This is a genomic window from Pseudomonas sp. GW456-E7 (assembly GCF_059424105.1).
Genome location: NZ_JBWKZB010000042.1, coordinates 42,927 through 50,854 on the forward strand (window position 1 = coordinate 42,927; position 7,928 = coordinate 50,854).

Below are 7,928 nucleotides of genomic sequence, written 5' to 3' on the forward strand. Positions count from 1 at the left end.
AAACTCGTCGCCGCTCATGCTAAAAACACCGATTGCCAGCCGCCCCCACGACCACTCGCATTGCGTTCACAGCGCTTTGTCCGAGGCCGATGCCCTGTGCGCTCGTCAAGGCCTGCGCCTGACCGCATTGCGCCGGCGGGTGCTGGAACTGGTGTGGCAAAGCCACAAGCCGCTGGGTGCCTACGACATTCTCGCGGTCCTCAGCGAGCAGGACGGTCGCCGCGCCGCGCCGCCGACGGTGTACCGCGCGCTGGACTTCCTGCTGGAAAACGGCCTGGTCCATCGCATTTCCTCGCTCAACGCCTTTATCGGCTGCAATCACCCGGAACATGCACACCAGGGCCAGTTCCTGATCTGCCGTGTGTGCCACGCCGCCATCGAGCTCGAGCAAAAGTCCATCAGCGACGCGATCATCGCCAGCGCCAGGGATGTCGGGTTTATCGTCGAAGGCCAGACCGTCGAAGTGGTCGGTCTGTGCTCGGGTTGCCAGGGGGCTTGATGAGCAACGCGCTGATCCGTCTAGAGCAGGTTGCCGTCACGTTCGCCGGGCAACCGGTGCTGGACAACATTGAGCTGAGTGTCGAGCCGGGGCAGATCGTGACCCTGATCGGCCCCAACGGCGCCGGCAAAACCACACTGGTGCGTGCCGTGCTCGGGCTGTTGAAACCGGACAGCGGCAACGTCTGGCGCAAGCCGAAACTGCGAGTCGGCTACATGCCGCAAAAACTCCATGTCGACCCGACCCTGCCGCTGTCGGTATTGCGCTTCCTGCGCCTGGTGCCAGGCGTAGACCGTGCGATGGCCTTGGCGGCACTCAAGGAAGTCGGCGCCGAACAGGTCATCGACAGCCCGGTGCAAAGCGTTTCCGGTGGCGAAATGCAACGCGTGCTGCTGGCCCGGGCCTTGTTGCGCGAACCGGAACTGCTGGTACTCGACGAACCGGTACAGGGTGTCGACGTGGCCGGCCAGGCTGAGTTGTACAGCCTGATCACCCGCCTGCGCGACCGTCACGGTTGCGGTGTGCTGATGGTCTCCCACGATTTGCATCTGGTGATGAGCACCACGGATCAAGTGGTTTGCCTCAATCGTCACGTCTGCTGCTCCGGCCATCCCGAGCAGGTCAGCGGCGATCCGGCGTTCGTTGAGCTGTTCGGAAAAAACGCACAAAGCCTGGCGATTTATCACCACCATCACGACCACGCCCACGACTTGCATGGCTCGGTGGTCAAGGCGCCCGCATCGGGCCAACCCCATGTTCACGGAGATGGCTGCAAGCATGGCTGATTTTCTGCTCTACGCCCTGCTTGCAGGCCTGGCCCTGGCCGTTGTCGCAGGCCCTTTGGGGTCTTTCGTGGTCTGGCGGCGCATGGCTTATTTTGGCGACACCCTGTCCCACGCGGCATTGCTCGGCGTAGCCCTGGGCTTCCTGCTGGACGTCAGCCCGACGGTTGCCGTGACCGTCGGCTGCTTGCTGTTGGCGGTGTTACTGGTGACCTTGCAACAACGCCAGCCATTGGCATCCGACACGCTTTTGGGAATTCTCGCACCCAGCACGCTCTCACTGGGCCTGGTGGTACTAAGCTTCATGCACGAAGTGCGGATCGACCTGATGGCTTATCTGTTCGGCGACCTGCTGGCAATCAGTCCAACCGATCTGGCCTGGATTCTTGGCGGCAGTGCGGCCGTGCTGGCCTTGCTGGTTGCATTGTGGCGGCCATTGCTGGCGATCACGGTGCATGAAGAACTGGCCAGGGTCGAAGGCCTTCCGGTAGCCGGATTGCGCCTGGCGCTGATGTTGCTGATCGCCGTGGTGATTGCCGTGGCGATGAAAATCGTTGGCGTGTTACTGATCACTTCGTTGCTGATCATCCCGGCGGCGGCGGCACAACGTCACGCCCGCTCGCCGGAACAGATGGCACTGGGCGCGAGCCTGCTGGGCATACTCGCCGTGTGTGGCGGATTGGCGTTGTCCTGGTTCAAGGACACCCCGGCCGGCCCGTCGATTGTGGTGGCAGCCGCCGCGCTGTTTCTGCTGAGTTTTGTTCTGCCCCGTCGAGGGGTGTAGACTTGCTCGTTTTTTGCGCAAATAGAGAGTCGCAGGAATGAAGTCGTTCGCCTCCCGTTATCTGCTCCTTGTCGCATTTTCTTTGCTGCTGGGCGCCTGCCAAAGCACGCCACCGGCGGCCACCGAGGCCGCCAATGCGCGAGCCACGGCCATCGTACAGCTGGAACAAAACATCGCCAGCGATGAACTGGCCACCGCCGAAGACCAATTGGCGGCCTTGCAGGCCGAATCGCCCAACGATGCTTCCCTTGAGCAGTACCAACGGCAGCTGGCCGAAGCCTATCTGCGCCGCAGCCAGATCGTGCTGCAAAAGGGTGATGTGGATGCCGCTGCGACCGCCCTGAGCCGTGCCCGCTCGTTGATGCCCAAGGCTCCGGCACTGACCGGCGGAGTCAACGGCTCGATTGCCCAGGCGCGCAAGGCCGAGCTGGAAAAAGCCGAAGCGGCCCTGAAGGCTGCCGAAGCCAAGCCAAAAGCCAAGGTCATCGATCTCACGGCTGAAAGCACTACGGTCTCGCTGAATATCAACGATATGGGCAAACTGCGTCGCCAACTGGATGCCATCGCCGCCGATGTGGTGAATTTTCAGTGCGACGTGAGCATCCAGGCTCCACGCACCAATGATTACCCTTGGCTGGCGACACTGCTGACAAAACGGGTGAACAAGCTCGACCCTGAGTTTGACCTGAAGCTGGAGCGGCAGATTTTGCGCAGTGTTCCGGCGCAGATGGTTCTGAGTCCGCGTAAACCTTAAAAGCTTCGCGAGCAGGCTCGCTCCCACAATGGTTCTGCGTCGTTATACAGATCCAATGTGGGAGCGAGCCTGCTCGCGATGATCTATCTGGCTCCGAAGATCATCAGGCCGGAATCGCCTTGGCCTTCGCCTCCCTGCCCCAAACCCGATGCTGCCCGATCGCGGCGAAAAACGCTTTGATCAACTTCGCATCCGCCCCCAGGATCAATCCCGCATCAGCCTCCAGCTTCAATACATCCAGCAACTGCTTCGCTTCACCCTGCAAGGCGATAGCCTTGAGATGTTTGTATGCCTCCAACAGGTAATGCAACGCCACGCCATCCGTACTCAGCGCCTTGATCGACGCGGCTCCGCCCGGCACGAACACCGCGTCAAATGCCACCGACGGTGAACCCTCCATCGAAGCATCGACAGGCAGAGTTTTGCCATCGGCGGTTTTCACGGGTGCAGAGGTCGGCCCCAGTAATTTCGCGTGAGCCCCCTCTGCCGCAAGCGCTTTCTTCATCGCATCAATCGCAGCGCTATCAACGCCATTGGCCGCCAGAATCGCGACTTTTCGCGTCTTGATGTTCTCCGGCAACAGATTGGCCTGGCTCAATGCCGGAGAGCGATCCGGTGCGGTTTTGCGCACCTCGACGGTTCCTCGAGCCGGCGCAGGCAATCCAAGGTTCTGCGCCACGCGCTTGGCCAACTCCAGATCGATATTGGCGAGAATTTCGTTCACTTCCCGGACGCGGATCGCCTCACGCTCAACCTTGCCCAACTCAAAGCTGTAGGCCGAGATGATGTGCTCCTGTTCGTGCTCACTCATGCTGTGGAAAAACAAACGAGCCTGGGAGAAGTGGTCAGCGAACGATTCGCTGCGCTGGCGAATTTTGTTGGCGTCGATGCGCTCCGGATAGCTCTCGAATCCTCCATCCTGCGCCGAAACAGGCGTTTCCTTTGGCCAGCCACCATCGATGGAGTTCGGCTCATAAGACGCACGTCCCTTGTCGATGGTGGTGCGGTGCTGCGCATCCCGCTGACCGTTGTGGAACGGCGACACCGGACGGTTGATCGGAATCTCGTGAAAGTTCGGCCCGCCGAGTCGGCTGATTTGCGTGTCGGTGTAGGAAAACAATCGGCCTTGCAGCAGAGGGTCGTTGGAGAAATCGATCCCCGGAACGATATGCCCGGGGCAGAAGGCAACCTGCTCGGTTTCGGCGAAGAAGTTGTCCGGGTTGCGATTCAGCACCATCTTGCCCAACGGCGTGATGGGCACGAGTTCTTCGGGGATCAGCTTGGTCGGGTCAAGGATGTCGAAATCGAAGGCGTGTTCATTTTCTTCTTCGATGACCTGCACCCCCAACTCCCATTCCGGATAGTCGCCGATCTCAATCGACTCCCACAGATCCCGCCGATGGTAGTCGGCGTCCTTTCCCGCAAGCTTCTGCGCTTCGTCCCACACCAGGGAGCAAGTGCCGGCCGTAGGGCGCCAGTGGAATTTGACGAAGCGCGACTTGCCCTCGGCATTGATCAGGCGAAAGGTGTGCACGCCGAAGCCCTGCATGCTGCGCAGGCTTTTCGGGATCGCCCGGTCGGACATCGCCCACATCACCATGTGCGCCGACTCCGGCACCAGCGAAACAAAGTCCCAGAAGGTGTCGTGGGCCGAGCCGCCGGTAGGGATCTCGTTATGCGGCTCGGGTTTGACCGCGTGCACGAAGTCGGGAAACTTGATCGCATCCTGTATGAAGAACACCGGCATGTTATTGCCCACCAGGTCGAAGTTGCCTTCGTCGGTGAAGAACTTCACGGCAAAACCCCGCACATCACGCACGGTGTCGCCTGACCCTCGCGGCCCCTGTACCGTGGAAAAGCGCACGAACACCGGGGTTTTCTTCGCGGGGTCCTGCAGGAAACCGGCCTTGGTCAGCACCGAGTGGTTTTCATAGCTCTGGAAATGACCATGGGCGCCGGTGCCGCGAGCGTGAACGATGCGCTCGGGAATGCGCTCGTGATCAAAATGCGTGATCTTTTCACGCATGATGAAATCTTCCAGCAGCGACGGCCCGCGGGCCCCGGCCTTCAGGGTGTTCTGGTTGTCCGCCACCTTCACGCCCTGGTTGGTGCGCAAGGCCTGCTCAGTGGCATCGGAGCGAAATGTTTCCAGGCTGTCGAGCTTGGCATTGGTGTTGTGGCGATCCGGGGTATCGGTCCCGGCCAGGACGCTCTTGGTGGCGGCAGGCTTCTTGGTACTCATCAGGCGTGAACTCCTCAGGCATATTCCAGTGGCCTAAGTAGTGACTGACGAGCTTATTCAGCCGTTCCTTTTTTCTGACCTTTGATCGCGTTATTGCCAAATGACAGGACAAATGCGAAATAAATGCTAAGAACCTCTATACGGACAGGCTAAAATGCGCGCCCGGCTAACCGCTGACCCTTTTCTAACGCGCCCCACAAGGTTCGCTACGTGATCGAGTTTCAAAACGTCCATAAAACCTACCGCGTCGCCGGTAAGGAAATCCCCGCGCTGCATCCGACCAGTCTGACGATTGAGAACGGACAGGTTTTCGGCTTGATTGGTCATTCCGGCGCAGGAAAAAGTACCCTGCTGCGTCTGATCAATCGCCTGGAAAACGCCAGCGGCGGCAAGATCACCGTCGACGGTGAAGAAGTCACCGCGCTCGACGCCAACGGCCTGCGCCGCTTCCGTCAGCAGGTCGGGATGATTTTCCAGCACTTCAACCTGCTGGCCTCCAAGACCGTCGCCGACAACGTCGCACTACCACTGACCCTGGCCGGCGAACTGTCGCGCAGCGAAATCGATTCGCGCGTGGCCGAGTTGCTGGCGCGGGTCGGTTTGTCCGACCACGCGAAAAAATACCCGGCGCAATTGTCCGGCGGGCAAAAGCAGCGTGTGGGCATTGCCCGCGCCCTGGCGACCAAGCCAAAAATCCTGCTGTGCGATGAAGCCACCAGCGCCCTCGACCCGCAAACCACTGCATCGGTCCTGCAATTGCTGGCCGAGATCAATCGCGAACTGAAACTGACCATCGTGTTGATCACCCACGAAATGGACGTAATCCGCCGGGTCTGCGACCAGGTGGCCGTGATGGACGCCGGTGTGATCGTCGAGCAAGGCTCGGTGGCCGAGGTGTTCCTGCATCCGAAGCACCCGACCACCAAACGTTTTGTGCAGGAAGACGAGCAGATCGACGAAAGCGAACAGCGTGACGACTTCGCTCACGTACCGGGTCGCATCGTGCGTCTGACCTTCCAGGGCGAAGCGACCTACGCGCCGTTGCTGGGCACCGTCGCCAGGGAAACCGGGGTGGACTACAGCATCCTGGCCGGCCGTATCGACCGCATCAAAGACATCCCTTACGGGCAACTGACCCTGGCCGTGACCGGCGGTGACATGGAAGCGGCGTTCGCCCGCTTCATCGCAGCCGACGTCCACATGGAGGTGCTGCGCTAATGGAAGCCCTGACAAGTTTTTTCGCCAATATCGACTGGCTCGAAATCTGGCTGGCCACTGGCGACACCCTGCTGATGCTCGGCGGTTCGCTGTTGTTCACCGTACTGCTCGGCTTGCCGCTGGGCGTGCTGCTGTTCCTCTGCAGCCCACGCCAGTTGCTGGAAGCCAAAGGCGTCTACGCGATGTTGTCGCTGGTGGTGAACATTCTGCGTTCGCTGCCGTTCATCATCCTGTTGATCGTGATGATTCCGTTCACCGTGTTGATCACCGGCACATCCCTCGGTGTCGCAGGGGCGATCCCGCCGCTGGTGGTGGGTGCCACGCCGTTCTTCGCGCGTCTGGTGGAAACCGCCCTGCGTGAAGTGGATCGCGGCATCATCGAAGCGACCCAGGCCATGGGTGCAACCACACGGCAGATCATCACCAATGCCTTGCTGCCGGAGGCGCGTCCGGGCATCTTCGCGGCGATTACGGTGACCGCCATTACACTGGTGTCCTACACCGCGATGGCGGGTGTCGTGGGTGCCGGTGGTTTGGGTGACCTGGCGATCCGCTTCGGTTACCAGCGCTTCCAGACCGATGTGATGGTCGTGACGGTGGTGTTGCTGCTGGTCCTGGTCCAGGTACTACAAACCGTTGGCGACAAGTTGGTCGTCCACTTTTCCCGTAAGTAATACATGAGCCGGCCATTCGCTGGCAGGCGCCAAACGGGCGCCTCACAAGGAGTTAGCTGAATGAAAAAACTACTCGTCGCCTTCGCTGCCGTTGCCGCATTCTCGGCCCACGCGGCTGACACCCTGACCGTCGCGGCCACCCCAGTGCCCCACGCCGAGATCCTCGAATTCGTGAAGCCGACTCTGGCCAAAGAAGGCGTGGACCTGAAGGTCAAGGTCTTCACCGACTACATCCAGCCGAACGTGCAGGTCGCGGAAAAGCGCCTGGACGCCAACTTCTTCCAGCACCAGCCGTACCTGGATGAGTTCAACAAGGCCAAGGGTACAAACCTGGTATCTGTCGCCGGTGTGCACCTGGAACCCCTGGGCGCTTACTCGAGCAAGTACAAGACCCTTGCTGAATTGCCTGGCGGCGCCAACGTGGTGATCCCGAACGACGCCACCAACGGCGGCCGTGCACTGTTGCTGATGGCCAAGGCCGGGCTGATCAAGTTGAAGGATTCGAACAACATCCTGTCGACCGTGAAGGACATCACCGAGAACACCAAGGACCTGAAAATCCGCGAACTGGAAGCCGCGACCATCCCGCGCGTGCTGACCCAGGTCGACCTGGCGCTGATCAACACCAACTACGCGCTGGAAGCCAAGCTCGATCCGGCCAAGGACGCGCTGGTCATCGAAGGCAACGACTCGCCGTACGTGAACATCCTGGTAGCTCGCCCGGATGACAAGGACAGCGACGCGATGAAGAAGCTGGTTGCAGCTTTGCACAGCCCGGAAGTGAAGTCCTTCATCCTCGAGAAGTACAAAGGCGCGGTAGTGCCGGCGTTCTGATTGAACTGCGGAAACGAAACAGGGGACGCCAAGTGCGTCCCCTTTTTTGTGCCTTGAAAAATAGATCCCTGTGGGAGCGGGCTTGCTCGCGAAGGCGGTGTGTCAGCCACTATCAATGTCGGCTGAACCACCGCCTTCGCG

8 protein-coding genes are annotated in these 7,928 nt (G+C 60.4%); 7 read left to right on the top strand and 1 reads right to left on the bottom strand.

All coding sequences use genetic code 11. The features are described 5' to 3' along the window. Window positions 1-16 precede the first annotated feature (16 nt). Genes zur through AC07YV_RS23190 form a run of 4 tightly spaced genes read left to right on the top strand, consistent with a single transcriptional unit; the run spans window position 17 to window position 2,819 of the window. Entirely contained in the window at window positions 17-499 is a 483-nt protein-coding gene (gene zur / locus AC07YV_RS23175; protein WP_007969799.1) for a zinc uptake transcriptional repressor Zur, read from the top strand. Then, complete coding sequence (znuC, locus tag AC07YV_RS23180; protein WP_095967855.1) at window positions 499-1,284, top strand: zinc ABC transporter ATP-binding protein ZnuC; 786 nt, start codon at window positions 499-501, stop codon at window positions 1,282-1,284. The genes zur and znuC overlap by 1 nt, the downstream gene beginning before the upstream one ends. Next, a complete protein-coding gene (gene znuB / locus AC07YV_RS23185) occupies window positions 1,277-2,065 on the top strand; it encodes a zinc ABC transporter permease subunit ZnuB (RefSeq protein ID WP_015092904.1) in 789 nt (262 codons plus the stop codon). Before znuC ends, znuB begins: the two co-directional genes overlap by 8 nt. Window positions 2,066-2,102: 37 nt before the next feature. Further along, complete coding sequence (locus AC07YV_RS23190) at window positions 2,103-2,819, top strand: PA5502 family lipoprotein (protein WP_102701559.1); 717 nt, start codon at window positions 2,103-2,105, stop codon at window positions 2,817-2,819. 103 nt (window positions 2,820-2,922) lie between these two features. Here AC07YV_RS23190 and katE read toward each other — a convergent pair whose 3' ends face one another. Beyond that, complete coding sequence (katE, locus tag AC07YV_RS23195) at window positions 2,923-5,061, bottom strand: catalase HPII (protein WP_102701560.1); 2,139 nt, start codon at window positions 5,059-5,061, stop codon at window positions 2,923-2,925. A gap of 210 nt (window positions 5,062-5,271) precedes the next feature. Between katE and AC07YV_RS23200 the strand changes: the two genes are divergently transcribed. From AC07YV_RS23200 to AC07YV_RS23210, 3 genes are read left to right on the top strand one after another with little or no spacing between them, the layout of a single operon-like run. Beyond that, on the top strand, window positions 5,272-6,279 hold the full coding sequence (locus AC07YV_RS23200) for a methionine ABC transporter ATP-binding protein (protein ID WP_102701561.1): 1,008 nt from the start codon (window positions 5,272-5,274) through the stop codon (window positions 6,277-6,279). Next, on the top strand, window positions 6,279-6,953 hold the full coding sequence (locus AC07YV_RS23205) for a methionine ABC transporter permease (protein ID WP_008018443.1): 675 nt from the start codon (window positions 6,279-6,281) through the stop codon (window positions 6,951-6,953). Before AC07YV_RS23200 ends, AC07YV_RS23205 begins: the two co-directional genes overlap by 1 nt. Before the next feature lie 60 nt (window positions 6,954-7,013). Continuing rightward, a complete protein-coding gene (locus AC07YV_RS23210; RefSeq protein ID WP_102701562.1) occupies window positions 7,014-7,787 on the top strand; it encodes a MetQ/NlpA family ABC transporter substrate-binding protein in 774 nt (257 codons plus the stop codon). Window positions 7,788-7,928 lie beyond the last annotated feature (141 nt).

What these genes read in the sequence shown, in the direction of transcription:
- katE (WP_102701560.1), bottom strand. Translation starts at nt 5,061, where the DNA reads ATGAGTACCAAGAAGCCTGCCGCCACCAAGAGCGTCCTGGCCGGGACC.
- AC07YV_RS23205 (WP_008018443.1), top strand. Translation starts at nt 6,279, where the DNA reads ATGGAAGCCCTGACAAGTTTTTTCGCCAATATCGACTGGCTCGAAATC.
- AC07YV_RS23190 (WP_102701559.1), top strand. Translation starts at nt 2,103, where the DNA reads ATGAAGTCGTTCGCCTCCCGTTATCTGCTCCTTGTCGCATTTTCTTTG.
- znuB (WP_015092904.1), top strand. Translation starts at nt 1,277, where the DNA reads ATGGCTGATTTTCTGCTCTACGCCCTGCTTGCAGGCCTGGCCCTGGCC.
- znuC (WP_095967855.1), top strand. Translation starts at nt 499, where the DNA reads ATGAGCAACGCGCTGATCCGTCTAGAGCAGGTTGCCGTCACGTTCGCC.
- AC07YV_RS23210 (WP_102701562.1), top strand. Translation starts at nt 7,014, where the DNA reads ATGAAAAAACTACTCGTCGCCTTCGCTGCCGTTGCCGCATTCTCGGCC.
- zur (WP_007969799.1), top strand. Translation starts at nt 17, where the DNA reads ATGCTAAAAACACCGATTGCCAGCCGCCCCCACGACCACTCGCATTGC.